Source organism: Amycolatopsis sp. cmx-11-51 (genome assembly GCF_047608665.1).
In the GTDB taxonomy this organism is placed as follows: domain Bacteria; phylum Actinomycetota; class Actinomycetes; order Mycobacteriales; family Pseudonocardiaceae; genus Amycolatopsis.
This window is the reverse complement of sequence record NZ_JADNQO010000008.1, coordinates 79576-106133: the sequence shown is the minus strand read 5'-3', so window position 1 is coordinate 106133 and position 26558 is coordinate 79576. Positions and strand designations below refer to the sequence as shown.

The 26558-nt window shown below is 68.4% G+C and carries 23 protein-coding genes and 2 tRNA genes; 8 read left to right on the top strand and 17 right to left on the bottom strand.

The features are described from left to right. Position 1: 1 nt before the first annotated feature. Positions 2-421 (bottom strand): VOC family protein, encoded by a 420-nt coding sequence (locus tag ACM6LU_RS25540; protein WP_414940297.1) that lies wholly within the window; start codon positions 419-421, stop codon positions 2-4. 89 nt (positions 422-510) lie between these two features. Between ACM6LU_RS25540 and ACM6LU_RS25535 the strand changes: the two genes are divergently transcribed. Then, positions 511-1095, top strand: a complete 585-nt coding sequence (locus tag ACM6LU_RS25535) for a TetR/AcrR family transcriptional regulator (RefSeq protein ID WP_414940296.1) — start codon at positions 511-513, stop codon at positions 1093-1095. A gap of 479 nt (positions 1096-1574) precedes the next feature. On the opposite strand, the gene ACM6LU_RS25530 is transcribed toward ACM6LU_RS25535, so the two are convergent. From ACM6LU_RS25530 to ACM6LU_RS25505, 6 genes are all read right to left on the bottom strand, one after another. After that, positions 1575-1646 (bottom strand) — tRNA-Val (locus ACM6LU_RS25530). A 35-nt stretch (positions 1647-1681) separates the two neighbouring features. Continuing rightward, positions 1682-1756 (bottom strand) — tRNA-Val (locus ACM6LU_RS25525). A gap of 90 nt (positions 1757-1846) precedes the next feature. After that, positions 1847-3691, bottom strand: a complete 1845-nt coding sequence (locus ACM6LU_RS25520) for a protein kinase domain-containing protein (protein WP_414940295.1) — start codon at positions 3689-3691, stop codon at positions 1847-1849. Between the two features lie 9 nt (positions 3692-3700). Beyond that, positions 3701-5584 (bottom strand): serine/threonine-protein kinase, encoded by a 1884-nt coding sequence (locus ACM6LU_RS25515; protein ID WP_414940293.1) that lies wholly within the window; start codon positions 5582-5584, stop codon positions 3701-3703. Between the two features lie 190 nt (positions 5585-5774). After that, positions 5775-6890, bottom strand: coding sequence for a DUF6801 domain-containing protein (locus tag ACM6LU_RS25510; RefSeq protein WP_414940292.1), 1116 nt, complete (start codon positions 6888-6890; stop codon positions 5775-5777). 63 nt (positions 6891-6953) lie between these two features. Beyond that, complete coding sequence (locus ACM6LU_RS25505; RefSeq protein ID WP_414940291.1) at positions 6954-8180, bottom strand: DUF6801 domain-containing protein; 1227 nt, start codon at positions 8178-8180, stop codon at positions 6954-6956. A 497-nt stretch (positions 8181-8677) separates the two neighbouring features. Here ACM6LU_RS25505 and ACM6LU_RS25500 point away from each other — a divergent pair, with 497 nt between their 5' ends. The 3 genes from ACM6LU_RS25500 to ACM6LU_RS25490 all read left to right on the top strand — a co-directional run bounded on the left by ACM6LU_RS25500 (position 8678) and on the right by ACM6LU_RS25490 (position 11078). After that, positions 8678-9247, top strand: coding sequence for a hypothetical protein (locus ACM6LU_RS25500; protein ID WP_414940290.1), 570 nt, complete (start codon positions 8678-8680; stop codon positions 9245-9247). A 63-nt stretch (positions 9248-9310) separates the two neighbouring features. Next, entirely contained in the window at positions 9311-10525 is a 1215-nt protein-coding gene (locus ACM6LU_RS25495) for a lipase family protein (protein WP_414940289.1), read from the top strand. 7 nt (positions 10526-10532) lie between these two features. Next, positions 10533-11078 carry a GtrA family protein gene (locus ACM6LU_RS25490; RefSeq protein ID WP_414940288.1) on the top strand — a complete coding sequence of 182 codons (546 nt, stop codon included), beginning with the start codon at positions 10533-10535 and terminating at the stop codon, positions 11076-11078. A 40-nt stretch (positions 11079-11118) separates the two neighbouring features. Here ACM6LU_RS25490 and ACM6LU_RS25485 read toward each other — a convergent pair whose 3' ends face one another. Then, complete coding sequence (locus ACM6LU_RS25485; RefSeq protein ID WP_414940287.1) at positions 11119-12315, bottom strand: helix-turn-helix domain-containing protein; 1197 nt, start codon at positions 12313-12315, stop codon at positions 11119-11121. A gap of 314 nt (positions 12316-12629) precedes the next feature. Between ACM6LU_RS25485 and ACM6LU_RS25480 the strand changes: the two genes are divergently transcribed. The 4 genes from ACM6LU_RS25480 to ACM6LU_RS25465 all read left to right on the top strand — a co-directional run bounded on the left by ACM6LU_RS25480 (position 12630) and on the right by ACM6LU_RS25465 (position 18000). After that, on the top strand, positions 12630-13850 hold the full coding sequence (locus tag ACM6LU_RS25480; protein ID WP_414940286.1) for a helix-turn-helix domain-containing protein: 1221 nt from the start codon (positions 12630-12632) through the stop codon (positions 13848-13850). 344 nt (positions 13851-14194) lie between these two features. Beyond that, a complete protein-coding gene (locus ACM6LU_RS25475) occupies positions 14195-15193 on the top strand; it encodes an alpha/beta fold hydrolase (RefSeq protein ID WP_414940285.1) in 999 nt (332 codons plus the stop codon). A 339-nt stretch (positions 15194-15532) separates the two neighbouring features. After that, positions 15533-16723 carry a helix-turn-helix domain-containing protein gene (locus ACM6LU_RS25470; RefSeq protein ID WP_414940284.1) on the top strand — a complete coding sequence of 397 codons (1191 nt, stop codon included), beginning with the start codon at positions 15533-15535 and terminating at the stop codon, positions 16721-16723. Between the two features lie 32 nt (positions 16724-16755). Further along, a complete protein-coding gene (locus tag ACM6LU_RS25465) occupies positions 16756-18000 on the top strand; it encodes a PucR family transcriptional regulator (protein ID WP_414940283.1) in 1245 nt (414 codons plus the stop codon). A gap of 225 nt (positions 18001-18225) precedes the next feature. Here ACM6LU_RS25465 and ACM6LU_RS25460 read toward each other — a convergent pair whose 3' ends face one another. Genes ACM6LU_RS25460 through ACM6LU_RS25420 form a run of 9 tightly spaced genes read right to left on the bottom strand, consistent with a single transcriptional unit; the run spans position 18226 to position 26554 of the window. Then, positions 18226-18873 carry a hypothetical protein gene (locus ACM6LU_RS25460; RefSeq protein WP_414940282.1) on the bottom strand — a complete coding sequence of 216 codons (648 nt, stop codon included), beginning with the start codon at positions 18871-18873 and terminating at the stop codon, positions 18226-18228. Positions 18874-18884: 11 nt separating this feature from the next. Further along, a complete protein-coding gene (locus tag ACM6LU_RS25455) occupies positions 18885-19388 on the bottom strand; it encodes a hypothetical protein (RefSeq protein WP_414940281.1) in 504 nt (167 codons plus the stop codon). A gap of 5 nt (positions 19389-19393) precedes the next feature. After that, positions 19394-20494 (bottom strand): MCE family protein, encoded by a 1101-nt coding sequence (locus tag ACM6LU_RS25450; RefSeq protein ID WP_414940280.1) that lies wholly within the window; start codon positions 20492-20494, stop codon positions 19394-19396. Next, on the bottom strand, positions 20494-21477 hold the full coding sequence (locus tag ACM6LU_RS25445) for an MCE family protein (RefSeq protein ID WP_414940279.1): 984 nt from the start codon (positions 21475-21477) through the stop codon (positions 20494-20496). The genes ACM6LU_RS25450 and ACM6LU_RS25445 overlap by 1 nt, the downstream gene beginning before the upstream one ends. Continuing rightward, the gene (locus tag ACM6LU_RS25440) at positions 21474-22478 is read right to left on the bottom strand and encodes an MCE family protein (protein WP_414940278.1); all 1005 of its coding nucleotides are present in this window, start codon (positions 22476-22478) and stop codon (positions 21474-21476) included. Before ACM6LU_RS25440 ends, ACM6LU_RS25445 begins: the two co-directional genes overlap by 4 nt. Beyond that, positions 22478-23494, bottom strand: a complete 1017-nt coding sequence (locus tag ACM6LU_RS25435; RefSeq protein WP_414940277.1) for an MCE family protein — start codon at positions 23492-23494, stop codon at positions 22478-22480. Before ACM6LU_RS25435 ends, ACM6LU_RS25440 begins: the two co-directional genes overlap by 1 nt. Next, positions 23485-24498, bottom strand: a complete 1014-nt coding sequence (locus ACM6LU_RS25430; RefSeq protein WP_414940276.1) for an MCE family protein — start codon at positions 24496-24498, stop codon at positions 23485-23487. The genes ACM6LU_RS25435 and ACM6LU_RS25430 overlap by 10 nt, the downstream gene beginning before the upstream one ends. Next, the gene (locus ACM6LU_RS25425) at positions 24495-25718 is read right to left on the bottom strand and encodes an MCE family protein (protein WP_414940275.1); all 1224 of its coding nucleotides are present in this window, start codon (positions 25716-25718) and stop codon (positions 24495-24497) included. The genes ACM6LU_RS25430 and ACM6LU_RS25425 overlap by 4 nt, the downstream gene beginning before the upstream one ends. Continuing rightward, the gene (locus tag ACM6LU_RS25420; RefSeq protein WP_414940274.1) at positions 25715-26554 is read right to left on the bottom strand and encodes an MlaE family ABC transporter permease; all 840 of its coding nucleotides are present in this window, start codon (positions 26552-26554) and stop codon (positions 25715-25717) included. The genes ACM6LU_RS25425 and ACM6LU_RS25420 overlap by 4 nt, the downstream gene beginning before the upstream one ends. Positions 26555-26558: the final 4 nt, after the last annotated feature.

The following is a 26558-nucleotide window of genomic DNA, read 5'->3' as shown; positions in this document are numbered from 1 at the left end:
GTCAGCGCGGGCGCGCCTCGTCGGTGAACTGCTCGGCGTACTCCCCGGTCGGCGGGATCTGCTGGATCACGTCGATCAGCACGCCGTTCGGGTCGGCGACGATGAAGTGCCGCTGCCCGAATTCCTCGCTACGCAGGGAAAGCGCCTCGGGCAGGCGCGCATCGACGACCAGCCGCCGGTGCTCGGCGTCGACGTCGTCGACCTCGAAGTTCAGCAACAACCCCTGCACCGGTTTGCCGAACCCGCCGGGGATGGTGCCGTGGCCGGGGGCCAGGATCGCGAGCTCCCACTCGCCACGCTTGAGGCTGACGTACCAGTCGGCCTCGAAGGTGGACTCGAAGCCGAAGTGGTCGCGGTAGAAGTCGCGCGTCTCGGCGAGCCGCTCGGTCATGAGGACGGGATAGAAGCTGGTCAGCCGCATGGAGCCGCCTAGTTTTCAGTAACAATACCGACCGTCGGTTTGCTTCTTCGAAATTAGCCAACCGACGGTCGGTATGTCAAGATTCCGGTATGGCCCGCACGAAGCAGCAGCAGCGCGAAGAAACGAGGGAGGCGTTGACCGCCACCGCACGCCGCCTGTTCGCCGAGCACGGCTACGGCAACGTCGGACTGGAGAGCATCGCCCAGACCGCGGGCGTGAGCAAAGGCGCGCTCTACCACCACTTCAGCAGCAAGGCGGACCTGTTCCGGCACGTCCTCGCCGTCGTGCAGCACTCCGTCGGCGAGCAGGTCGCGCTGGCCGCGGATGCCGCGCCGGACTCGTGGGCGGGACTGCTGGCCGGTTGCCGCGCCTTCCTCGCCGCGGCGACCGAGCCGGAGATCCAGCAGATCATGCTGCTGGACGGCCCGTCCGTGCTCGGGTGGCAGGACTGGCGCGAACTCGACGACGAGTACTCCGCACGGCACCTCGCCGAAGCGCTGACCGGGCTGATGGCCGACGGCGTCCTGGCGAAGCGTCCGGTGGAACCGTTGGTACGCCTGCTTTCCGGGGCGATGAACGAGGCCGCCGTCTGGCTCGCCCACTCCCCCGACCCGAAGTCCGACCTCGCCGCGACGATGGACACGCTCACACCGATGCTCGAGTCACTGCGCTGAGGCAAGCGTCCTGCCGGGACGGTGCGCCGAAGAGCCGCCGGTACTCACGGCTGAACCGCGAAGGGCTCTCGTGGCTGGCTTGCGGCGTAGCGACCCGCTTCGTTGTTTCTAAGCGATCTTGCCGCGAGGATGCCTAAGTCGGTTCTAGACGTCGTACGTGCTGTCACCGAGTCGGTCGCCAAGCTGCCCGTAGCCCAGCTCGAGCAGGCCGGACAACGGCTCCGTCAGACGCGCGACGCGTTGATGCAAGCTACTGAAGGCGCATCTGATCTGGACTCGTGGATACCTACTGTCGGCTGGCCGGTGTCGCGAAAGTGGCTTTCGCGACACCAGGGGCGGCCGCGCTTCGGTCGGGGTGGTCGTGAGTGGCAAGTCGGGTTGGAACCGTCCTTACCACTCGCGAGACCCACCACCCGCGCAACGCAAAGACCGACGCACGCAAAAAGCCCCACCCTGACCGGATGGGGCTTTGCTTGCGGTGGGCGATACTGGGATCGAACCAGTGACCTCTTCGGTGTGAACGAAGCGCTCTCCCCCTGAGCTAATCGCCCGCGGTACGAACTCCGGTTCGCCGGGGAAGCGAACCTGGTGCGCGATACTGGGATTGAACCAGTGACCTCTTCCGTGTCAGGGAAGCGCTCTCCCGCTGAGCTAAACGCGCGTGGTGAAGTTGTTCGTACTGAAACCAGTTTAGCGGACTCGTTTCCGGGCCCGCACAGGGGATCCCCCTCTCGATCGAAACCAAGGCGGCTCAGGGTTTCGGCAACCGTGAAGCGACCGAGCCCGCGATCGCCTTGGTCCGGTCGCAGGGGCTCCCGCTCCTCTCCCTGGCGAGCAGCCGGACGGCGACGTGTTCGACCTCGCGGTCCGTCAGCGGACGGTGCGTCCAGGTCACGACGCAGTTCGAGTCCCCGAACTCCCGGAGGTCGCCGGTGACGCCGTCGCCGAGGTCGACCGGTGACCCTTCGGGCGCGTAGGCGCCCCGCTGCAACTCGACGGTCAGCATGTCCCCGCCGCCTTGCCACTCGCAGATACGCAGCGTCCGCGGAACGGGCTGCGCGTTGGGCATGTTCTTGACGAGCACCGCCGGATCGGCGACCGCGCACGGGTCGAGCGGGAGCAGGCTCGCCGGGTCACCGGCGCGGTCGACCTCGTGCGTGCGCAGCCGGGTGAGAGCGGCGGTCAACAGATCATCGGCGGCCTTGCAGGGGTCACCGTCCCTGCTCGAATGGGAGACGACGACACCGAGCCGCCGATCCGTCGGAAGCTGGACCACCGAGTCGCATCCGCCGCTGATCGTGCTGCGCACCAACGGAAGTCCTTCGGCGGTCCGGTCCGTCCGCTCGAGGCTGCTGGCGGTCACGCCTTCGCCGAGCTGGACATCGAAGGAGACGTCGTCGAGGCCGGTGTACTTGCAGCGCGCCGGGTGGATCGGATCCGTTTCCGGCTTCAGGGTCCCGAACTCCTGCACGAACCGGCCGGCGAGCACCTTGCACGGGTCGGCGAGGCGCAGCCGATCCGGGCTGAGCGCTTCGGACGCCGCCAGCGACGTCACTCCGGGATCCTGGGGTTCGGCGTAGTCGGCGATGGAGAGGCCGAGCGCGACGATCCCCGCGACGACGAGCAGGACGACTCCGGCGAGCGCGCCGAAGAGGATCTTCTTCGTCCGCGGTGCCATCTTCTTCGGAGGCGGCCGCCAGACCGGTAACGGCAAGGCCAGCACCGAGCGCACTTCGGCGTCTTGCTGCTGGATCCGAGCGTGCACGGCGGGCGGCCAGGGAGCGGCTGCCGTCGGCACCGGGCCGAGGTAGTCGAGGATCTGTTGCGGGGTCGGGCGGCGGGCCGGATCCTTGGCCAGGCACGGCTCGGCGAGCCGCCGGATCTCTGTCGGGACGTCGGCGAGGTCCGCGGCGGCGTGAACGACGTTATACAGCGTCTGGGGCGCGGTCGGACCGGTGAAAGGGCCGCGGCCGGTCGCGGCCATGACCAGGATCGCGCCGAGGGAGAACACGTCACTCGCCCCGGTGACCTGCCCGCCGCCTGCCTGTTCCGGCGACATGAACGCGGGCGACCCGATGATCGCGCCCGTGCCGGTGAGGTCCTGTGCCTCCTCCGCCACCCGCGCGATGCCGAAGTCGATCACCCTGGGTCCATCACTCGTCAGGATGATGTTGCTGGGCTTGAGATCCCGGTGGATCAGCCCGGCGCGGTGGATCTCGGTCAGCGCGGCGGCGAGCCCGGACGCCAGCAGACGCACCGGCTCGGCGGGCAGCGGCCCGGTGGCGTCCACTGCCTCCTTCAAGGAGGGGCCGGTGACGAAGACCGACGCGAGCCACGGGGTTTCCGCCTCCGCGTCGGCGTCCATGACCGCGGCGGTGTAGGCGCCGGAGACCAGACGCGACGTGGCGACCTCGCGCCGGAACCGTTCACGGAAGCGCGGATCGTGCGCGAACTGGGCGTGCAGCTGTTTGACCGCGACAAGCCTGCCGTCCGGGGCCAGACCCAGCACGACCCGGCCCATGCCACCCGCACCGAGTTCGGCGATGATCCGGTACGGGCCGATCTGTCGGGGTTCGGCGGGGTTCAACGGGTTCACTGATCAGCCCTAGGGTTTCGGAAGTTTTCGCAGCAATGCTTCGGCGAAGCCTTTCGCCTTCTCGCACGCCTCGTGGGCGGTCATCTTCGTCCCGCTGGTGCCGACGGTCAGCTCGACGTTCTCCCCGTCACGGTCGCTGACGGACCGGTGCTGCCAGGTCAGCGAACAGCTGGAGCGAGCGACACCGTCGTCCTTCTTCGCCAGGTACACCTTGGTACCGCCGAGATCCAGGGTGGCGGAACCCGTGTAGTAGGAGTCTTTCGTCTGGACCGGCGGGTAGGACCGTACGAAGCTCACCCGGATGTTGCCCGCCGCGTCGTACCGGCATTGGTGCAGATGCTCGCGGATCGTTTCGACCACCGGCCCGATCAGCCGGTCCGTGGTCGCGGGGCCGACCAGCGCGCACGGGTCCAGCGGCGCGAGGGTGCCTGCCGGAAGCTCGCGATCTTGGCCACCGGCCCGGATCCGTTTGACCGCGTCGGTGAGGGCCGCCTTCACCACCGAGCAGGCCTCGTCCTTTGTGGACATCGAGTTCACGTCGGCGCCGAGTTTGGTGTTCGGCAGCCCCGTGACGGGGACCGCGACCGCGCACGAGTCGTCGGAACCCTTGATTCGCAACGGAAGCCCCTCCAGCTCGCCACCGGATTCGCCCTCGATCAGATCGCCGCCGACCCCCAGCTCCAGCCACTTGCCCGCGGGCGAGGAGTACGTGCACGAATCGAAATGGATGTCGATCGCCGTGCTCAGTTTGCCGAATCCGGGCACGTCGCGCCCTTCGAGCACCTTGCACAGGTTCACCCGTCGCAGGTTGTCCGGGCCGAGCGGATCCTGGTTGACCGGGGTGGCGGCCGGTTCGTCCAGCGGCGGCGACGAACTCGGCGCGGCGACGGCAGGAGGCGGATCCTCCTTGTTCAACGAGACCGCGGTGACGACGCCACCGGCCAGCAGCACGACGGCGGCCGCGGCGAGTCCCGCGTACAAGCCACGCCGGGATCGCTTCGGCGGAGGCGGGTTCAGCAGCCGACGGACCTCGGCCTGCTGTGCCTCGATGAGGTGCGGCACCACCGGCGGCCACGGGCCGGCCATCGGCGGGATCGGGCCCAGTCTCTCCAGCACCCAGGCCGGAGACGGCCGGTCCGCCGGGTTCTTCGCCAGGCACGGCTCGACGAGCTGCCGGAGCTCCGGCGCCAGGTGACGCAGGTCGGGCTGGACGTGCACGACGTTGTACAGAGTGTGCGGAGTGGAGGTTCCGGTGAAAGGGTTCGCCCCGGTCGCGGCCATCACCAGCAGCGCGCCGAACGAGAACAGGTCGCTCGCCGGGGTCAGTGGCTTCCCTTCGGCCTGCTCCGGCGACATGAACCCGGGCGAGCCGATGATCGCGCCGGTGTGCGTGAGCTCCGAATCGCCCTCGACGGCACGGGCGATCCCGAAGTCGATCACCCTGGGACCGTCACCGGTGAGGATGACGTTGCTCGGCTTCAGATCCCGGTGGATCAGCCCGGCGCGATGGATGTCGCCGAGCGCCAGCGCGAGCCCCGCGGCGAGATGCCGGACCGCCATCGGCGGCAGCGGCCCGCCCGCGGTCACCGCCTCGGACAACGACGGTCCCGGCACGAAGACCGAAGCCAGCCATGGTGTCGGCGCGTTCGGATCGGCGTCCATGACCGGGGCGGTGTACGCGCCGGACACCAGACGCGAAGTGTCGACCTCGCGGCGGAACCGCTCGCGGAAGCCGGGATCGTGCGCGAACCCCGGGTGGACCTGCTTGATCGCGACCAGGCGCCCGTCGGAGGAGATCCCGAGCAGCACCCGGCCCATCCCGCCCTCTCCGAGCGCGGCGAACACCCGGTAGCGCCCCACGCCGGTGGGTTCGCCGGTGTTCAACGGCTTCACGAAGGCCCCCTTGTCAGGGGCGATGGTACAAAACCACCCGGAAGTGTCACGCAGCGCGTCGGTCCGCCCGGCCGAAGTCCTGCTTGCTCAGAGGCGGATCTCGCGTGCCCAGACTCCGCACACACGAGATCCGGGTCTGGGCACGCGAGATCCGGGTCCAAGCACGTGAGTCACGTCCGGCATCCGGGCACTAGCGTGGCTTCAGCACGAGATCGAACGTGTTGCCGTCGCCTTGCACGAACGTGCTCAGGTACGGGGTGAACGCGCCGCAGCCGGTCAGCGGCGCCAGCGCATAGGTGCCGGTGAGCGCGCCGCCCGCGGCCATGGTGAAGCCGTCCCCGGTCCGCAGTTCCGCCGTGGACGGGGCCGACGTCTTGCAGCCCGGCCCACTGCTGACCGGCATGCCGACGAGTGTGACCAGCGGGAGGACGGTGGTGAACCGCGGGCGGGCCACGAAACCCGTCCCGGCGAAGTCGCCGCCCTGCGGTCCGTCCGCGACGAACTCGAGATCGGCCGCGCCCGGCAGGAAGCCGAACAGCCGGAAGTCGGCGTGCGCCTTGTCGAACACCGGGCCGCCGGTGAAGGCCGTGGCCGACGTGGCGCTCAGGTCGAACCCTCCGGTCAGCGGCGCGGTCGTGCCCAGCGCCTTGACGCCGGTCTTCCCGGCGACCGTGTACTGGCGCCCGGTCGGCTTGTCACCGAGGTCGAAGGAGAGCAAAACCGCGTCCTGGCCGGGGTCGAGCACGCAGTCCGAGGTGAACGAACCGATCCCGGTGAACGAACCGTCGGCCTTCTTAGGGGTCAAGCGGGTGGTGAAGTCCCCGATGGTCAGGGTGGTCTTACCCGGCTTCGCGATCTTCACCGTCGGCACGGAGCCTGTCGCCACCGTGCTGAACGAGCCGGACGGCGGGAGGCCGGTCTTGGCGACGTTCAGCGGGATCCGTACCGGGAAGGGACTCGCGTCGCCGTTGACCAGCGTCACGCCCGCCGCCGCGGTGCCTTCGATGGTGGTGGCGCCGACGAGGTTGAGCCCGCGCGCCGCTTTGTCCGGCACGTTCACCGTGATCGTCAGCCCGGAGGTGCTGAGCGTGCCGCCGGGCGCGGTCGGGACCTCGAAGTCGGCCTTGATGTTCACGTCGAGCTTCTGCAGCCCGATCAGCGGGAACGGGCAGGTGAACGACAGTTTCTTGTCGACGGGGGTGCCCGCCGCCGCGCTGCGGACGGCGACGAACAGCAGGCTGCCGGCGGTGAGCAGGACGATGAGGCCCGCCGCGAGCAGCATCCGGACGTTGATGCGAAGGGGCATGGTCGCCTTCCCGAAAACGGCACCGGTCCCCGTCGCGGGAGGCGACGGGGACCGGCTACCTGACTACTTCTTGGTGAGGTCCAGATCGAGGGTGTTGCCCTCGCTCTTGGTGAACAGGCTGATCATGTCGTTGAAGGAACCGCAGTTCTGCAGTCCCGACAGCGAGTAGGTACCGGTCAGCTTCCCGCCCTTGAGCAGGTTGAAGTCCGGTGCCGTGGTCATCTCGCTTGTCGACGGAGTGACCGTCCCGCACTTCGGGTCGTTGCTGATCGGGAACCCGAACACCTGCACCTTCGGCAGGAACACGTTGAACTTGACGTTCGCCTTGAACCCGGTGCCGATGAGCTCACCGGACTGCTTGCCGACCTGCTCGACGACGATGTCCGAGCTGCCCTGCACGAACCCGAAGAGCTTGAAGTCGGTCTTCGACGGGTCGAGCTTGAGATCGCCGGTGAACTTCTTCGACGCGAGGTCCACATCCGCGTCGAAACCGCCGCTGATCGGCGCGGAGCTGCCGAGCGCCTTCAGGTCGGTCTTACCCTTGATGCCGAACGCGTACTTGATCCCGCCACCACCGGGGGTGGTCGTGGGGCTCGGCGAGGTCGTGGTCGAACTCGGCGAGGTGGTGGGGCTCGGCGGGGTGGTGGTGGTCGTACCGGTGGGGGTGGGACCGTCGCCGATCTTGATCGTGGCCAGAACGTTGTTCTGACCCGGGTCCTGCTTGCACGGCGCGTCGATCGTGCCGTCCGGGGTGATCTCCGTGACGGAGCCGTCGGCCTTACGCGGAGTGACCTTGAGCTGCAGGTCATTCACGGTGATCTTGGCTTCGCCGGGCGTGTTGAAGGTCAGCGACGGCGTCTTGCCCGCCGCGTTGATGACCATCTCGCCGGTGGGCGGGATGTTCGTCTTGGTCAGCTCGTTCGGCACCTTGACCGGCAGGTTCATCCCGGGAGCGGCCACGACCGCCGAGGCGACCGCCTGGCCTTCCAGCGTCGTCGCGCTGATCAGGTTGAGCCCGCTGACCGTCTCCGCGTTGATCGTCGAGATCGCCTTGATGTCGAACGCGCCGGTCGGCTGACCGGTCTTGACCGACAGCGGGAGATCGGTGTTGATCACCACCTTCAGCGCTTGGGAGCCCACGAGCGGGTAATCGCAGTGGTAGTTGAGCGAGAGCGAAATCGGTTCGGCGACACTGGCCTGTGCGCCGACCACGAGTACCGCGGTGGCAAGCCCCACGGCACCGGCAGCGGCGACGGCGACCGCCTTCTTGGTTCCTCTACGGTGACTCACGATCGTCCTTCCGTGGTATCAACGATGATACGAAACGGCGTACAATTCCCCAGAGCAATGAATATCGGCCCGAGAGAATTCTGCGGGTAGCGACGATGTCTGACGGATCGCAACCAAACAGTAAACTAACGAGACGGCAGCACTGCTATCAAGGGCTTACCGGGAAAAGTTGACGCGTCGCCGGTAAATTGTCACGCTGGCACGGTGCGACCGTCCGCTTCCTAGTAGCGGCACATGGGTTTCCCCAGTACAGAGGCATCAGAGGCGGCACGGGGAACTGCTGACGCGCGTGACAACCACGCCACGCGAAATTATCTCGTGCGTGCCAATCGCTCTTTTCCCACTTCCATGCCGCACGGATCGGCTTGCCTGAGGGAATCTTTCGTGAGTAACCTCGCGGTTCAGCAAACCGGTCATCGCCGACCACCGCGGATTCCCGCGCGTCGTGCCGCGGCCGGCCCTCTTTCGCCGAATTCGACGGGGAAACCATGAAGAGAATGCGCCGCACGGCAGCGCGAATCGCGTTCGCCGCCCTCTCCGCGTCCGCCACGGCAGTCCTGCTGACCGCCTGCGGGTCCGACGAACCCGCCGACTCCGGCAGGCACGCCGACCCCGCCGCGCTCGCCTGGGTGGACAAGGTCTGCTCCGGGGTGGCGGCCGGTTCGGCGAAGCTGTCCCAACCGCCCGCGTTCGACCCCAACAACCCGCAGGGCGCGAAGACCGCGATGGTCGGCTTCCTGAACTCGCTCACCGTGGCGCTCGACGACATGGCGGGCGGGATTCGCAACGCCGGCGTGCCACCGGTCCCGGATGGACAGTCCGCTGTGGACAAGGCCACCACCACGCTGGACGAAACCAAGTCGAAGGTGACCGCCACCTTGACGAAGATGCAGGACGCGAAGGTCACCGACAAGGCGAGCCTGGACAAGGTGATCTCCGACGCCGACAGCACGATGAGCGGGCTGAGTGAACCGGAGGGACCGATCAAACCCCTCCGCGCCAACCCGGAACTGGACCTCGCCTTCGCCGAATCCCAGACCTGCCGCCAGGTCTACGGCAACGCCTGAGCATGGCGCCGCTCCCTCTTCCCACAGACGCCTGAAACCGTCCCGCACCCTGGAGGCCCGGCCGTGCCGATCTCGTTCCCCCGCCCGTCCCGCCGGACGCTCGCCGCCGCGCTGGCGATCGCACTGTCCGCCGGCGTGCTGACCGCACTGAGCGTGAGCCCGGCGAGCTCCGCCGCCCCCGTGGCGTCCGACGACTCGTTCTACACCCCGCCGTCCCCGCTCCCCACGGGCAAGCCGGGAGACATCATCCGCTCGCGTGTCTCGAAAGCCGGGCCGCGTAAGGATTCCGTCGACGCGTGGCAGGTGATGTACCTGTCGACGGATGCCCTCGGGCGGCCGGACGCGGTGACCGGGACGGTGCTGGTGCCGAAGAACGCCGACCCGGCGAAGGCGCCGATCGTCTCGTTCGGCGCCGGTACGCACGGTCCGGCCTTCGACTGCACGCCATCGAAGATGATCGACATCGGCGCGTTCTACGAGCAGTCCGGTCTCGACGACGCGCTCGACGCCGGATACGCCGTCGCGCTGACCGACTACGAAGGCTACCGCCAGGATCCGAAGACGACCTACGTGGTCGGGCGTTCGGAAGGCCCGGCGGTGATCGACGCGGTCCGCGCCGCGCAACGCCTGCCGGAAGCGAAACTGTCCGCCGACGCCAAGGTGCTCTTCCGCGGATACTCGCAGGGCGGCGGGGCGGCCGCCTGGGCCGGTGAACTGCAGCCCTCGTACGCCCCGGAACTGAACCTCGTCGGCGTCGCGGCGGGCGGCGTGCCCGCCGACCTCGTCCAGGTCACCCTTCAACTCGACGGGAAGCAAGGCTTCGGCGTCTTCGCCTACGCCCTCCTCGGCCTGGACAAGGCTTACCCCGAGCTGAAGCTGGACTCCTTCCTCAGCGACAACGGCCGCGCGAAATTCGCGGAGATGCAGAAGAGCGCGTGCACGTTCGAACTGCTCACCACCTACGCGAACCAGAGGATCGCCGACTACACGACCAGCGCCGGTTACATCCGACCGGAATGGGTGAAGCGGCTCAACGAGAACAAGCTCGGCGGCACACCCCCCAAGGTCCCGGTGCTCCTCTACCACGCCAAGCAGGATCAGCTCGTCCAGTTCACCCAGGCCGACACGCTCCGCAAGACCTACTGCGCGGCCGGGGTCAAGACGACCTGGAAGACCTTCGACACCGATCACATCACGGCGGTCTACACCGGCAACGCCGACGTGCTCGCCTTCCTCAAGGACCGGGTCGCGGGCACCCCGGCGACGTCGAACTGCTGAGCCCCCGGTGCTCAGAACCGCCCCGGCGTCCTTTGTGGACGGCGCGGCGACCGATGGTGCGCGGACCGGCAAGCGGCGTGAGCTGCTCCGGTTCGCCACCGTCGGCCTCGCCGCGTTCGTCCTCACCCTCGGGACCAACTACGGGCTCAAACTCACCGTCCTGCAGACCAAACCGGTCACGGCGCTGGCGATCGCGACCGTCGTGGCGACGGTTTTCGCGTACCTGCTTTCCCGGCGCTGGGCGTTCCACACCCGCGGCGGCAGGCGCCGTTTCCACGAGGCTGCGTTGTTCTTCGTCGTCAACGCGATCGCCGTGACGATCAACCTGTGCCCACCGCTGATCTCGCGCTATGTCCTGCGTCTCGAGGTCCCCGAGGTCAGCTTCCTCACTCAGGAGATCGCCGACTTCGTCAGCGGGATGCTGCTCGGCACCGCGGCGGGTTCGGTGTTCCGCTGGTGGGGCTACCGCCGCTGGGTGTTCCCGGTGGCGGGTGCCCGTCAGTGCCTGTTGGCGGAGCCGAAGGCGGACCTCGCAAAGCGACCAAACGCGTGAACCCGCCCCGCCGACGTCGGTCGCGGGTTCACCTACGGACTCAGACGTCGGCGGGCCGTAGCCGTTCCGCCCGCAGTGCCAGTTCGATCCGCAGCCGCTGATCCGGATCGTCCAGCCGCTCGCCGAACAACTCCGTGAGCCGCCGCAGGCGGGCCCGCACCGTCTGCGGGTGGACGGCGAGCCGCCGGGCGATCTCCGGCGCGCTCCCCCGCGTCTGCACCTGCGTGAGCAGGGTCGCCGCCAGCTCGTCGTGCTGCCGCGGCGCCAGCCCCGACAACGGTTCCAGCGCCTCTCCGGCCAGCTGGTCCAGCAGGAACTCGTCCGCGAGCAACAGCAACGTGGTGATGTGCTCCTCGCACCACAGCACCGGGCCGACCGTGGTGATCATCCCCCGTTGCGCCAGCTCCGACGCGCGGCGCGCGATCCGGAAGGACTCGGCGGCGTGCGCCATCGGGACGGACACCCCGACCGTCGCCGACCAGCCGGAAGGCAGTTCCTGTAGGCCGCCGAGGTCGGCTTCGGGACAGGCCACCAGCGCGCCTGGCGCGTCGGAGACCAGATCCGCGGGCACCGCCGAAGGCAACAGGCCCGCGGGGAAACCGGGCGCCCCGGGCGCCGAGCTGAAGACGACCGCGGTGATCCGCTGCGGGATCCGCCAGCCGATCGCGACGGCGAGCGCGCCGGCGTCGGCCTGGGTGTACCCCGCGCCGCCGGTCAGCAGCCGGAACAACCTGGCCCGCTGTTCCGCGGGCCCGGTGGCCTCGGCCTGTGCCGCGTTGTAGCCCTCGGTCAGCGCCATCGTCACCTCGACGACGTCGCCGAACAGGCACTCCGCCGCGCCGTAGAGGACGTCGCCCGACAGCTGGAGCTGGCGGCCCGCCGCGGCGATCGAACGCCACAGCACCCGGCTCGAGACCCGGAACGCCGCCTGCGCGGCCTCACGGCTGAGTCCTTGGTGGAACGCGATCCGGCCCTGCGCGCGGAAGTCCGCGAGCAGGTCGTTCTGCAGCAGTTCGGGGACACCGACCCTGTCGATGGCGCGCTCGATGCCGCGCCTGGTCAGCTCGACGGCCGCGGCGCGGGCGTCGTCGTCACTGAACACTTCGGCGCACTCGCCGATTTCGGACACCACGCCTTCGACGCAGTGCCGGGCGATCGCCGGGATCCGCGGCCGGACGGCGTCACCGAGCTCCCTCGGGAGGCGTGCCCACAACGATCCGACGGGCTGCCAGCTCACGTGTGGGATCCCCCGATGTGAAGTATGCCGACGATTACGGGCACCAATTCCCTTTCGTCCGCGCGCCACCGGCGCACTCGAATGCACGGAGCGTAGAACCGGCGCCACATCCGTGTCAAAAGCAGCCACACCGAAACGCCCATCCGTGTCACCGGAGCGGAGTGTCGCGACTTTCCGTCGCCAATTCAACGTCACATTCGTGGTACACGCCGCCGGGCGATCCAGTAGAAACACTCCGGCGCCCGTTCCGTCGATCCGACGCGGTTGTGCAAAGGGATTCATGTTTCCCGTCCCCGGTTCGAAGAAAATCAAAGGTGGTCTTCGTGGTCGAGTACCGCAGTTTCCGCATGCTGGCGACGTTGCCGCGTTCGCTCGGCGAAGAACTGCGTCCGCATACCGGCCACGCCGCGGCGGCCATGATCAGGCAGGTGCAGCGATCGGTCACCGCGTACTCGCTGCCGTTGCGCGGTGTCTTCGGCCGCGTCCTCGTCGTCTCCTGCGAGCGGGCGGTGCGCCACTACGTCGACTGCATCGGCGAGCCGAACCTGTCCCACGACCGCTGGATCGACTTCTACCGTCTGCGCGGACGGATCGAATTCACCGAGGGACGCAGCCTGGAACCGTTGCACGACAGCGTGACGGTCGGCGCGCGGACGGCATGGCGCTCGATGCGGCCCATCGTGCGCGGGCTCGGCGTCGGCCCCGACATCATCGCGCTCGCCGCGGAATCGGTCTTCGTCTACGTCGACGAACTGTGCGCCACCACGATCGAGGGATACCAGGAGGCGGAGGCCAAGGCCGCGGGCGCGATCCCGCTGCGGCGCCGTCGCCTGCTCGAACTGATCTCACAGGCGCCGGAGGGCTCCGCGTGCAGCATCGCGAGCCTGGCGGGCGGCGCTGGATGGCGGGTTCCGGGGACCGCGGCCATGGTCGCGCTTCAGCGCGCTCCGGGCGCGCCCGAGTTCCCCGCCCACCTCTTGGACGACACCGTGCTGCTCGATCTCGACACCACCGAGCCGTACCTGCTCACGGCGGATCCGGACACCGATCTCGCGCCGCTGAAGGACGCGCTGGACGGCTGGCGCGCGGCCATCTCCCCCGTCGTGCCGCTCACCGACGCCCCGGCCGCCCTCCGCACCGCCCGCCGCGCGTTACTACTGAACAGCGAAGACGCGCCCGGCCCGGTCATCTGGTGCCGGGACCACCTCGCCACGCTGTGGCTGCTCGCCGAGGATTTCCTCGGCGCTGAACTGGCGAAGCAGAGCCTCGATCCGTTCAGTTCGCTGGGCGGGAAGCAACAAGAGCGGCTCAGCGAAACCCTGCTGGCGTGGTTGGAATCCCGCGGCGGCGCACCGGAGATCGCGCGACGGCTGGGAGTCCATCCCCAGACCGTGCGGAACCGCCTGCGGCAACTGGAAGAACTGTTCGGCGACCGCCTCAGAGACGCCGACGACCGGCTGGGCATGCAACTCGCGTTGCGTGCCCAGCGGCTCATGCGGGCCCACCACCGCGACGACGGGACATCAGAGAACTGACGCGCCGGACCCGCCGTTCCGGTGGCCGCACGGTGGGGAGCACCCAGCGCAAGCCACGCCGGGCGCGCTTCGCCCTCGGCTGATCGATGTGGAAGTCCGCCCGGCAGGCCATCGTATTTCCCCCCCCCGTGGTGACGGGTGTTTACCGACGCTTTCCTGAATACCGGGACGGCGAGAGAATGTCGACGCGAAACTGCCTCGCCGTCGGGGTTTTAGCATCCGACTCGGGGTCCGTCACGGAATTCTTGTCACCCGAGTCGCAATTACCGGACGTGTCCAGCGACACGCTGACGAACCAGCCGTTCTACCCGTTATTTTGACTCCTGACAACGGAAAGGCGGGACATGGCCCTCCAAACGCGCACGCTGACCCTGCACGGGCAGGAAATCCGGTTGCGGGAATACCTTCCGTCCACAAAGGACGTCGCAGGGGAGCCGCTCGTGCTGCTGCACGGGATCTCCGGCAGCGGCGAGACCTGGGTGCCGTTGCTCGACCACTTCGAGCGGACCGGGTTCGATCGCCGTGTTCTCGTCCCCGACCTTCCGGGCCACGGCGATTCGGGCTCACCGCGGGCCGACTACGGCCTCGGCGCGATGGCCAGCGTGGTCCGCGACGTCCTCGTGCTCACCGGGCACCGGCACGCGACCGTCGCCGGACACTCCCTCGGCGGCGGGATCGCGATGCAGTTCGCGTACCAGTTCCCGGAGATGTGCGCCCGGCTGGTGCTCGTGGGCAGCGCCGGACTCGGGCCGCAGGTGACCCCGGTGCTGCGCGCGACGGCGCTGCCTGGCGCCAACGCGACGCTCTGGGCCACCGTCAACCCGGTCACCGTCGCGATCGCCCGTGGCCTCGCCGCCGCCTGCCGCGGTCTCGGTGGAAAGCTCTCGCCCGAGACACGGGAGCTGACCCGGCATCTTTCGTCCCTCGCCGACCCCGGCCGACGGCGGGCGTTCCTGTTCATCGCCCGCAGCCTGATCGACCTCCGCGGCCAGCGCGCGAGCGCCATCGACAAGCTCTACCTCGCCAAAGAGGTCCCGACGCTCGTCGTCTGGGGCGCGCACGACCCGCTCATCCCGGTCGTCCACGGCCGGAAGACCGCCGAACTGCTGCCAGACAGCCGCTTGACGGTGTTCGAAAATGCGAAACACTTTCCACATGTGGCCGACCCGGCCCGGTTCGGCGGCGAGATCGAACGCTTCCTCGCCGAGACCGCGCCCGCCCGGCTGAGCCTGGACGAGGTCATCGCGGTCCTCGTTCGAGCGAGCGAGGCCGCGGACCGGCCGGAGGCGCCCCGAAAGGCCCCGGAAAAGTTGTCACCCGGACCCCATCTCAGGCGTGCCTAAATGTCACTTGCCGCTGGATCGGACCACCCGTTCGGGTGTAGTCCATCCAGGTGGCCGATCAAGGCCCCGCCAGCCGTTGACAGTCCTCTCGGCCGGATTTTATGTTGCGTGAGCCACAAAATCTGGATCGGCTTCACCGTTGAAGAGGCTGATTTTGTTGCTAACAAGGATAAAAACATGACCGACTTGGATACCGGGTTCTCGCGGCACGATCTGCGGACCGCACGGCCTGACCCCGACGTGCGTCACCCCGCCACCCCGCACCGCCAGCCACCGGGTCCGGTTCAACGACCGCGCGCCTTCACGCCGGCACCGAGAACCCCAGTGGAGAACCGACCCGTGCGCAGCACCGGCGCGAATGGACTGTGGGCGTCACTGCCGAGGGAACTGGGCGAGCGGTTCCGGCCGCGGGCCGACCCCTTGGCACGAGCCATCCTTCAGGAGGTGCAACGAGCCGTCCCCGAGTACGCGCAGCCGTTGGAAGGCGCGTTCGGACAGATCATCACGCAGGGTATCCGGCAAGCCATCCTGCACTGCCTCGATACCATCGGTCAGGGGACGACCCCACTCGACAAATGGACCGCGGTCTTCCGCAATCTCGGGAAGGTCGAGTTCAGCGAAGGGCGCAGTCTCGACTGCCTGCAGACGGCCTACCGCGTCGGCGGTCGCGTCGCCTGGCGGCACGTCTCGGAATTCGGGCAGGCGATCGGAGCGGACGCCGATCTCCTGTGCACCACGGCCGAGGCGATCTTCGCTTACGTGGACGAGATTTCCGCGCTGTCCATCGAGGGCTACACGGCCGCGCAGGAACGGGCAGCGGGCACCAAGGCCAGGCGCAGGCGCAGGCTGCTCGAACTGATGCTCTCCGATCCACCGTCCTCACCGCAGTCGATCGCGTCCCACGCCGCCAACGCCCAGTGGGCGCTGCCCGTCGAGGTCACGGTCGTCGCGCTGGAACGACGGCAGGGCCCACTCGACCCCGACAGCGCCGACCTGGACACCGACGTCCTTGTCGACTTCGAGGGCCCCAAGCCCTGCCTGGTCACCGGCGACCCCGACAAGCACCTGAAGGACCTCGCCGAACGGCTTCCCGGCTGGCGGGCGGTGATCGGCCCGGCCGTGCGGCTCACCGAAGCGCCGCGCTCCCTGCTGTGGGCCCGCCGCACGCTGCGGCTGGTCCAGCGCGGGGTGCTGCCGGACAATCCGGTCACCCGGTACAGCGATCACCTGTCCACCCTGTGGCTGCTCGCCGACGAGTTCCTGGTTCGCGAGCTGTGCACACGCAGCCTCGCCCCGTTCGACGACCTCACCCCCAAACAGCGGGCGCGGCTCGGGGAGACGTTGCTGATCTGGCTGCAGTCCCGGGGCAGCGCTCCGGAGATCGCGAAGAAACTCAAGGTCCACCCCCAGACCGTCCGGTACCGCATGCACCAGCTCATCGATCTCTTCGGCGACCGGTTGAACAACGCCGACGACCGGCTCGACATGGAGATCGCCCTGCGTGCGGAGGCCTTGCTCGCCGAGGACTGACCAGCGTTTCCCACTCACAACGAGGTGACGAGGTGACCCGACCGCAGGATGGTCGCAGCGGGGTCGAAGCGACGTACGGCCCGCTCCTCACGCCCGCTCGGCCGGGCGGGGCGAGCGGGCGTCCCGTCCAGCTCTGGGCGCTGCTGCCAAGAGAGCTGGCGACCGTGTTCCGGCCGGTGCTGGCCGACGTGGCCGGGGAGGTGGTCCGCGAGATCCAGCGGACCATCCCCGACTACGCGCGACCGCTGGACGGCGCGTTCGGGAAGTCGCTCAAGACCGGCGTCCAGATGGCGTTCCTGCAGTTCCTGGAGCGGATCGGGAACCCGGAGGCGCCGTCTGAAGACCGCCGGAGCGTGTTCCTGAGCCTGGGCATCCAGGAGTTCCACCAGGGCCGCAACGTCGACGTCCTCCAGGCCGCGTATCGGGTCGGGGCCAGGGTGACCTGGCGCCGGGTGGCCGACGCCGGCCGTCGCGCGGGCGTGCCTTCGGCGACGCTGTGCCTGCTCGCGGAAGCCATCTTCGCCTACATCGACGAGCTGTCGGCGCTGTCGGTCGAGGGCCACGCGGAGGCACGGGAAAAGGCCGCCGGTGCACTGGAACGCCGTCGGCACCGGCTGATGGAACTCCTGCTCGCCGACCCGCCGTCCCCGCCAGAACTGGTCAAGAACGCCGCCGACCTCGCCCGATGGCAGTTGCCGGACCTGCTCGTCGCCGTCGCCGTCGACCAGCCGTCGGACGAAGTTCCGGCGGCCGCGTCGAACGCGCTGGCCGACTTCGAGAGCACTTCTCCCTGTCTGCTGCTGCCCGCCCCCGAACCGGACGAACGGGAACAATTCGCCGAAGACCTGGCGGGCTGGCGAGCCGCGATCGGCCCCGCCGTCCCACCCACCTTCGCGGCGCGCTCCCTGCGGGCCGCGCGAGAGGCCCTGCGACTCGTCGACTCCGGCGCGCTCGCGGACGAACCCGTGACGTGGTGCGCCGACCATCTTTCGCGCCTGTGGCTGCTCAAGGAACCGTTCTTGGCCGCCGAGCTGCTCCGTGAACGCCTCGGGCCGCTCGCCGGGCTGACCGGGAAGCAGCATTCGCGGCTGGCAGGGACGCTGCTGGCATGGCTGGAGACGTGCGGAAACGTCCGCGAGGTGGCGGAGCGGCTCGCGGTGCACCCGCAGACGGTGCGATCACGCGCTCAGGAGTTGGAGGCGCTGTTCTCGGACGGGCTGCGGGATCCGGAGCGGCGGTTCGAGATGATCCTGGCCTTGCGGGCCGCTCCTTCCTGAAGACTGCTGGCGCGGCCGAGGGTTGCGCCACCTGCCACCGCAAGGCCGTGAAGGACTCCTTGAGGGACCCAGAGTCCCTCAAGGAGTCCTTCACGGACCCAGGTCTTGTCACGTCTGCCTCAGCGACACCACCAGCCACAACGGCGCCGCGTGAAGGCTCCCTTCCCCTACCCTGAGAGTAGGGAAGAAGGCCTTCACGGACCCGACGGCTCGAGGCGCGAACGGCTAAGCTGCGGCGAGGGCGGTGACTCGCCAACGGCCCTCGGAGCGTTCGGCGGTCACGCTCAACTGAGCCGCACCGGTGCTCCGCTGCCCGTCCCCCCGCACCCCGGTCTGGTCCAGGAACACCAGCAGTGACGCCCGGTCTCCGTCGAGGATCTTGACACCCGACACCACCGGAGTCGAGGTCACCACCAGCTTCTGTTCCGCGGCGAGGCTCCGGACCTGCGCGAACAGCTGGTCGTACTGCCCCAGCGCGGGCCCGGTCAGGACCTCTTTCGCGGCCTGCCCGCTCTTGGCGGGATCGTCGTAGCGGTAGGAGAAGACAGTGCCGAGCGCCTTGCCGACCTGGTCGCTCACTTCGGCGGTCGTGGCGACATCGGTCAGGGCGGTGTTGTGCGTCAGAACCGCCGTGGCGTCCCGCGCCTCGATCGCGAACCACCCCGCGAGGCCCGCCATCACCAGTGCGACCGCGCCGAACACCAGCGGGAGACGACGCTTCCGCACGGGCTCGACAACCTCATCGGCGGGCTCCAGGACCTCGTCCTCGACTTCAGGAGGAGGCTCGAGGACGCTCGTCCGGGCGCTCCCGCCCATTTTCCCGGCCACCTTCACGCTGCGCCGCACGGGTTTGACGGCTCGTTTCGTGGTCATTCCGTCCTCCCTCAAGGCTTTCCGGTGTCGGTCACCGGCACCTGGCCGAGCGACGTCACGCGCCACCCGTCCGGCGTCCGGTTCAGGCCGGCGCGGAACCGGTTGTGCTTGGTCACGGCTTCCCCGCCGTCGGGCTTGACCTCGAGTTCGACCGAGGCGATCACCTCGGCGGTTCCGCCGCCACTGTCCACTTCGGTCACCGCGGCGTCGACGACCCGGCCGGTGGTGACGGTCTTCGCCTGGCCGATCCGGCCGAGGCCGCCGTCCCGATCCCTCGCCAGCTCGTCGTGGAGTGCGCCGCCGGTGAGGTTCAGCCAGTTCTGGTAGCCCTGTTCCGCCTGTCGATAGTCCAAAGTGGTCAGAGCGGCGACCGCTTGCCTGCCCACCTGCAAAGCATCCTCACGGACCGTGGCCCGCGCGACGCTGTCGTCTCTCCCGGCGTCCCACCAGGAGTAGCCGAACCAGGCGGCGAAAGCGGTGGCCACCACCGCGAGCAAGGCAGCGAAACGAGTCATGACCTTCACCTTCCCGGCACGTTCTGCGAGCCGCGCACGTTCGTCGGGTTGCCCTTCGGCAAGGCACAACGCGCCGCGGTGTTCAACGGACGTGGCGACGTATCGAGCCCGTCCCGGTAACCGGTGCCGTAGCCGGTGACGCAGGGCGGCGGGTCGAAGAACGTCAGCGACAGGCCGACGTGCGCGCCGTCCGGTCCCATGATCGCGTGGCCCGCGGCGACCGCCTTCGGCGCGGTGACCAGCAATTGCTCGAGGCCGTCCTGCCGTGCTTCCAGCACGTCCGCGGTGGTCAGCAGGTTCGCCAGCAGGATGCCGAGGCTCGGGCCGGTCTCCCGCAGCAGCGTGCTGACCTCGTTCGCCGCCGCCGGCACGGCCGGGATCAGCCGACGAAGATCACCGTCGGAACTCTTCAGCGTCGCGGCGAGCAGTCTCGCGTTCACACCGAACGAGCGGATCGCGTCCGCCTGAGAGACCTGGGTGTCGAGCACGGTCCGCGCGTCGGTCACAAGCCTGGTCAGCGGGCCGACATGCGCGCTGGCCTCCCGCACGAACTCGATCCCCCGCCCGACGAGCTGATCCAGCGCCGGGCCCGCGTCGGACGTCGCGTTGTACAGCTCGTCGACCACGGTCCGCAGTGCGGGTTTCGGCACCGAGTTGGCGAAGGAGTCCACACTGGACAGGACGACGTCCACCGGCAGCGGGATCTTCGTGTCCGCCTGGCTGATCACCGAACCGTCCCGCAACATGGCACCGTCGCCGCGACGCGGCCGCAGGTCGACGAACTGCTCGCCGACGGCGGACCGGTTGGCGACGACCGCTTCGGTGTCCGCGGGTACCTCCGGGCTGTCAGGCTCGATTTCGAGATCCACCTCCATCCCGGAGGCGGTCAGTCGCAGTTCGCCGACCCGGCCGATCGGCACGCCCCGGTAGGTGACCTCGGCGTTGTTGAAGATGCCGCCACCGGTGGCGAGCCGCACTTTGACGGTGTAACCGCGATCGAGCACCAGCTTGTCCAGCCCCGCGTATGTCGCGCCGACGTACGCGACGCCGAGGACGGCGACGACCACGAAGACCACCAGCTGGGCACGGACGAACTTGGTCAGCATCAGCGGCCACCACTGTTCTTGAAGGTCAGGAAGGTGTTCAGGTAGTCACCGCGGATGGCCTCCAGCGCGGCGTCGGGGAACGGGAAGGTGAAGATCATCTCCATCGCCTTCGGCAGTTTGTCCCCGGAGTCGGCCAGCTTGCGCAGGAAGGGTTCGAGCGCTTTCAGGTCCGCGACGAGGTCGTCCTTGCTGCGGTTCACCGTGTCGACCGCGACCGACGTGAGACCGTCCAGCGACTTCAGCATCCCGACCAGCGCCTGACGTTGCTCGTTCAGCACCTCGATCCCGGGGGTGAGCCCGTTCAGCGTCGCCTTGATCTCCTCGGTGTTCGCGTTCAGCGTCGCCGCGAGCTTGTTGACGCTCTCGATGGCGCGGGTGATCTCCGCCTTGTGCTCGTCGAGACCGCGCACGAAGGTGTCCAAATTGGCCAGCAGGCTGCGGGCGGCGCTTTCCTTGCCGCCGAGCGCGTCGTTGAGTTCGCGGGTGATGTTCTGCACCTGCGCGACGCCTCCGCCGTTGAGCAGCAGGGAAAGCGCACCGAAGACCTCCTCGATCTCCGGGGTCAGCGACGAACTGGCCAGCGGGATGACCGCACCGTCGGTGAGCCGCCCGCTCGGGGTCCCTTCATCCGGCGGCGCGAGCTCGACGAACTTCTCGCCGAGGATGCTCGCCTGCCGCAGCCGCGCGACGGAGTTGGCAGGCAGGTTCACGTCCCCGTTGAGCAGCAGCCCGACCACCGCGCTGCGCCCGTCCGGCGCGAGTTCGACCGTCCGCACCTGCCCGACCGGGACGTCGTTGACCTTCACCCCGGACTGCGGCACGAGATCCAGCACGTTGCTGAAACTCGCCGTGACGTGGATCGGACGGTCGCCCAGCGCGGCGCCGCCCGGCAACGGGATGTCGTAGACGTCGACACCACCGCTGCACCCGGTGGCCGCCAGGGTGAGGACCAGTACGGCCGCGCACTTGAGCCGGGACTTCATTTCGCCCCCGAGAATTCGGTGAGGTTCCCTCGTCCGTCCAGCGTGCCCGCGCCCTGGTTGTACGCGCCGAGCACGTTCGCCAGCGCGTTCGGCGCGGCGTCGAGTGCCTCGCTCAGTGACGCCTTCTGCTGGCTGAGCACCTTGGTGATCTCAGCGAGTTTGTCCACATCGGACTTCACTTTGCTCCGATTGTCCTTGATGAAGCCCTGCACCACGCTGAGCGCCTCGGTGAGTTCGGTCATCGCGCCGGAGAACTGGTCCCGCTGATCGGCCAGGATCTTGCTGATCGAGGAGATCTGCTGGATCGCCTCCTTCACCCGGCCGTCGTTCGAAGCGAGCATCGCGGTGAACTTGCTGATGTTGTCGACTGAGTTGAACAGGTCGTCCTTGGAATCGCTCGCCGTCCTGGCGAATTCGCCGAGGTTCTTGATCGCCTCGCCGAGTTTGCCGCCGTTGCCGTCGAGGTAGGTCGCGGCCTTGGTCAGCACATCGCTGACCGCGCCGTCCTTGTTGGCGCCCTTCGGCCCCAGCGCGGTCATCAGCTGGTTCAGGCTGCCGAGGAGTTCGTCGACCTCGACCGGGGTCACGGTGCGCTCGGGCGGGATCCGGGCGTCGCCGCCCAGTTCCGGCCCGCCCGCGTACACCGGCGTGAGCTGCACGTACCGGTCGGCGACCAGGCTCGGCGTGATCACGACGGCGCCGACGTCGGCGGGCAGTTTGACGTCCGGACGGACCGTCATGGTCACCTCGACGGTCGTGCCGCGCGGCTCGACCTTGGTCACCGAACCGATCGGGACCCCGAGCACGCGCACCTCGGTGTTCGCGTAGACCCCGACGGTCGCGGTGAAGTACCCGGTCAGGACGCGGTCGGCCCGCTTGGTCAGCAACGGCCAGGCCGCCGTCACGACCAGCCCCGCGACGACGGCGAGCGCGAACCGCCGCATCCAGGCCCGGCGACGGGCGTGCGCCCCGAGATCGGACAACGTGAAGTGGCGCCCCATCAGCGTCCCCCGTTCCTCGAAGGCATACAGCTGCCCGGAGTGCTTCCGGTCGGGACGAGCCCGCAAATGTAGGTGTCGATCCAGCGGCCGTTGCCGACCGCGTTGCCGAGCAGCCGGTAGAAGGGCCCGGCCAGCCTCAGGCTCTCGCTGAGCTTGTCCTGGTTGCGTTGCAGCACGGTGGCGACGCGGTCCAGCTGGTCGAGCGCGGGACCGAGCGTCTTCTGGTTGTCCGCCACGAGTCCCTTCAGCTGCACCGAGAGGTTCTTCACGCCGCTGAACAGCTTCGCGATGGCGTCCTTGCGTGCGTTCAGCTCCGTGAGCAGGGTGTTGCCGTCGCGGATCAGCGCCTCGATCTGCTGCGACCGGTCGCCGAGCGTCTGGGACACCTTGTTCGTGTTCTCGAACAGCTTCACCAGCTCCTGGTCACGAGAAGCGAGCGTCTTGGACAGGGCGGTGATGCCGTCGAAGGCGGTTCGGACGTCCTGTGGCGTGGAAGCACCGAGCGTTTCCGACAACGTCCCGAACGCCTTCGCCAGCTGATCGGTGTCGATCGCGCCGACGGTGTTCGCGAGGTCGTTGAACACCGTGGTGACGTCGTAGGGGGAACTCGTGCGTTGCACCGGGATCGGCTCGTCCGGGTCGAGTTCCGCGTTGCCGACCGGGTCGATGACCAGGTTCTTCTGCCCCAGCAAGGTCTTGATCTTGATCGCGGCGGTGGTGCGGTTGCCGACCCAGGTGTCCTTGACCCGGAACAGGACCTTGACGCGGCCACCGTCCAGCAGGACATCGGAGACCTCGCCGACCTTCACCCCGGCGACCCGGACTTCGTCGTTGCGCTTGAGCCCGGCGGCTTCGGTGAACTCGGCCGCGTAGGTGACGCCGCCGCCGACCAACGGGAGGTCGTCGGAGAAGAACACCGCCGAGCCGGCCGCGGCCATCAGCACCGCCGTGACGGTGCCGACGACGATCGGGTTGCGGCTGCGGAAGGGTTTGATCCTTGGCGCTTTCACCGGCACCGTCCTTGGGTCAGCGGGATGCCGACCGGCGGGCCGCCCGGGGCGGGCGGCGCGTCCGATTTGACCGAGCACAGGTAGAAGTTGAACCACGAGCCGTACGAGACCATCGCGCCCATGCGGTCCAGCTTCTTCGGCAGGTTCGCCAGGAACTGCTCGAACACCGGGGTGTTGTCGGCGAGGTTCTTCGAAAGATCGCCGAGCGTGGTGATGCTGGCCTTCAGCGGCGCGCGGCCGTCCTGGAGCAGGTCCGCGGTGGCGGTGGTGAGCTCACCGAGCCCGCCGATCGCCTGCCCGATGGGTTTCGCGTCACCGGCGAGCCCGGAGACCAGTTGCGCGGTGACATCGACGAGTTTGTCGAACTGGTCGCCCTGGGAGTTCAGCGTGTCGAGCACGGTGTTGAGGTTCCCGACCACCTCGCCGATCACCTTGTCCTTGCCCGCCAACGTGTTCGTCAACGACGCGGTGTGCCCGAGCAGGCTGTCGATGGTGCTCCCCTCCCCCTGCAGCACCTGGACGATCTCGAACGACAACTGGTTGACGTCGTTCGGCGACAGCGCCTGGAACAGCGGTTTGAACCCGTTGAACAACGCGGTGAGATCCAGTGCAGGCCGCGTCCGCTCGGGTGGGATCAGCGCGCCCTCGGTGAGCACGGCCGGACCGTCCGGGCCGGGGTCGATCGAGAGGTACCGCTGGCCGACGAGGTTGCGGTATCTGATGGTGACCGTGGCTCCCGAGGTGAGCCGGCGCTTGTTCTCGACCGAAAACCGCACGTCCGCGAGGCGCCGATCGACCACTCCGATCGAGTCCACCTGGCCGATCCGGACGCCGGACATCCGGACCTCGTCGCCGGGGTTGACCGACGTCGCGTCGGTGAACCTGGCGGTGTAGCCGACCGTCGTGCCGACCCCGGAGTTGGCGATGGTGATGGCCAGGATCCCGGTCGCCACCGCGGTGATCACGAAGAAGATCAGGCCCTTGATCGCCGGGCTTGCGACACCCCTCATCGGACGGTCACCTCCGTTCCACGCAACGCCGGGCCCACGAGCACACTGCTCCAGTCCGGGACCTCGGCCGGTTTCATCCCGAGCGACGGCGCCATGATCTCGGCGACCAGCCCTCGCTCCCCCTTCGAATTGGCCGGGCCGAGGTCCCCATCGGCGGCGAAAGACACCGTCGCCGAAGTCGCGCCCCCGCCGTAGCAGCGCGGGCCGCCCTTTTGGTCGAACCGCGGATCGTCCCGGCCCGGCACGTACTTGTCGCGTGGATCGTGGACGGACAGCGTCACGTGCAGGCCGGGCTCACCGGTGCCCTTGCCCAAGGCCTTCTCCATCACCGGCTTGAGCCGGTTCACCGCGTCGAACAGGCACGGGAACTCGGGCGAATAGCGGGACAGCAGTTCCAGGGTCGGCCTGCTCTTCACGCTGACGCCGATGATGTTGTCCTTGTTCTGCACCAGGAACTTGTTCAGGTCGCCGCTCGCGGTGGTGACGCTGGTGTACAGCTTGTCGAGATCCGCGCGAGTGTCCACAATGGTCTTCGCGGTCGTGGAGAGATCCGAGAGTGCCTTGAGGATGTCCGGCGCCGCGCCGGTGTAGAGGTCGGCCACGTCGGCGAGGCTGCTGACGTCCGCCTTGAACTGCGGCATCAACGGGTTCACCTGGCCGAGGAGGTCGTTGAGCTGGACGATGCTGTCCCCCAGGGATTTCCCGCGGTTGTCGAGGGCGAGTGAGATCGCGCCGAGCGAGCTGTTGAGCTTCTGCGGCTGCACCGCCCGCAGCAGTGGCAGCAGGTCACCGAGGACGCGTTCCAGTTCGATCGCGTTGGACGATCGGTCCTGGGTGATGACGTCGCCGTCCCGCAGCGAACCGCCGACGGGCCGGTCCGGCAGCACGAGGTTGACATACCGCTCGCCGAAAACCGTCTTCGGCAGCAGCCGGGCCGAGACGTTGCGCGGCAACTGATCGATCTTCGCCGGGTCGATGGCGAGATCGACCTCGACCCCGTCTTCGCTGCCGCGGACCGCCCTGACCTCGCCGAACGGGACGCCGCGGACCTTGACCTCGGCGGGCGGGGCGAGCTGGTTGCCGACCCGGTCGGTCTTGAGCGTGACCAGTTCCGCGCGGTCGAAGTCCTTGTTGAAGATGGCGACGGCGAGCCAGCCCAGCAGCACCAGGATGACGAGGAAGATCACCCCGGCGGCCTGCGTCCGTGCCCGCGCGGTCATCCGGAGACCTTCACCGTCGTGGTGGCGCCCCAGATGGCCAGGCTGAGGAACAGGTCGAGCACGCTGATCAGCACGATCGACGTCCGCACGGCGCGGCCGACGGCGACCCCGACACCCGCCGGGCCGCCCGCGGCGCGATAGCCGTAGAAGCAGTGCGTGAGGATGACGCCGACGCTGAACACCAGGACCTTGCCGAACGACCACAGGACGTCTTCAGGCGGCAAGAACAAGGAGAAGTAGTGGTCGTAGGTTCCGCCGGACTGTCCGAAGAAGACGACCGTGGTCACCCGCGAACCGAGGTAGGAGATCAGCAGCCCGATCACGTAGAGCGGGATGATCGCGATGAACCCGGCCACGATCCGGGTGGTGACGAGGTACGGCATGCTGCGCACGGCCATCACTTCGAGCGCGTCGATCTCTTCGGAGATCCGCATGGCGCCCAGTTGCGCGGTGAACCCGGCGCCGACCGTCGCGGACAACGCGAGCCCCGCCGAGAGCGGCGCGATCTCGCGGGTGTTGAAGTACGCGGTGAGGAAGCCGGTCATCGCGGAGATGTTGATCTGGTTCAGCGCGCTGAAACCCTGCAGTCCCACCGTGATGCCGGTGAACACGCATAGGCCGACCATCACGCCGACGGTGCCGCCGATCACCGCGAGGGCGCCACTGCCGAAGGTCACCTCGGCGAGCAGGCGCACCACTTCGCGGAAGTAGCGGGTGACGGTCATCGGGATCGCGGCGAGCGCGCGGATGTAGAACAGCAGCTGGTCACCCAGCGCGAAAAGACTGTTACCGGGGCGCTTGAACGCTTCGCGGGCCCGTTCGGGGACGCTGGTCACGGGA